Here is a 1386-nt window from a genome sequence, read left to right as displayed (position 1 = left end):
GACAGCGCCAGCATCGACGGTCTGGTCGCCGGTCAGGTCGAGAAGATCGCCGAGGGCCGCGCCGTGCTCGCCAAGGCGTTGGAAAACGACATCGTCGGCATCAAGAGCCTCATCGAAACCCATTCCGCCAAACTGGCGGAGGACCGCACGCAGCTTTCCCATTCGCTCGACAGCGATCTGTCCGGAATACGCGGCCTGATCGAAAGCCACTCGGGACGGCTGGCCGAGGACCGCGGCCTGCTGTCGCAGACGCTTGAGGCCGACCTTGCCAAGCTGGCTGAAAGCCGTTCGAGCATCGACGGTCTGGTCGCCGGTCAGGTCGAGAAGCTGGCGGAAGGCCGCGACATTCTCAAGCGCGCGCTGGAATCCGATCTGAACACGATCAAGGGCGTCATATCGAGCCAGTCGGAAAAGCTGGCCGAGGATCGCGGTCAGCTTTCCCGGGTCCTGGAAGCCGATCTGCAGAATGTGAACAGCGTCATCGCCGATCACATGAACAAGCTCGTCCAAGACCGCTCCGCCCTGTCGAGGGCCCTTGAGGATGACCTCGCCAAGCTGGCCGACAGCCGTTCCAGCATCGACGGGCTGGTTGCGGGTCAGGTCGAGAAGTTGTCCGAGGGCCGAGATATCCTGCGGCGTGCTCTGGAATCCGACCTCAATGCGATCAAGGGCACCATTGCCGATCAGTCGCAGAAACTGGTCGATGACCGAGCACAGTTCGCCCGGGCGCTCGAGGCTGATCTCGAAAGCGTCAACGGCTTGGTCAACAGCCATTCCGAAAGGCTCGTGCAGGACCGTTCGACGCTGTCGAAAGCGCTTGAAGCCGACCTCGAAAACGTCGGCGGCCTCGTCAACAGCCACGCGGAAAGGCTCGTCCAGGAGCGCTCGACCCTGTCGAAAGCGCTTGAGGACGATCTCGGCAAGCTGGCCGAGAGCCGCTCCAGCATCGATGGCCTGGTCGCCGGCCAGGTCGAGAAGCTCGCCGAGGGCCGCGATGTTCTCAAGCGCGCGCTGGAAGCCGACCTCGCCAAGCTGGCCGAAAGCCGCTCCAGCATCGACGGCCTGGTCGCCGGCCAGGTGGAGAAACTGGCCGAGGGTCGCGACATTCTCAAACGCGCCCTCGAAGCTGACCTGCAGAAGCTCACCGAAAGCCGCGGCGATATCGACAACATCATCGCCGGGCATGTCGGCAAGCTCGCCGAAGGCCGCAATATGCTGACCCTCGCGCTGGAAGACGATCTCGGCAAGCTGGCTGAGACCCGCAAGGATGTCGACCGCTCACTGTCGGGCCACATCGACCAGATTGCCGCCAGAAGCTCGGACATCTCTGCCGCTATCGCAGGCGATGTCGAGAAAATCGAGCAGGCATTCAGCCGCCAGACCGGC

Annotated in this window: 1 pseudogene; it reads left to right on the top strand. The window is 63.3% G+C overall.

Features of this window, described 5'->3' with window-relative positions:
- Positions 1-1386, top strand: a pseudogene (locus tag EN964_RS34630) (kinesin); the annotation flags it as partial.

Origin of the sequence: Mesorhizobium sp. M7A.F.Ca.CA.001.10.2.1 (assembly GCF_003998575.1) — a bacterium.
GTDB lineage: Bacteria > Pseudomonadota > Alphaproteobacteria > Rhizobiales > Rhizobiaceae > Mesorhizobium.
Note: the sequence above shows the minus strand (reverse complement) of the source record. Positions and strands in the feature narration are given on the sequence as shown.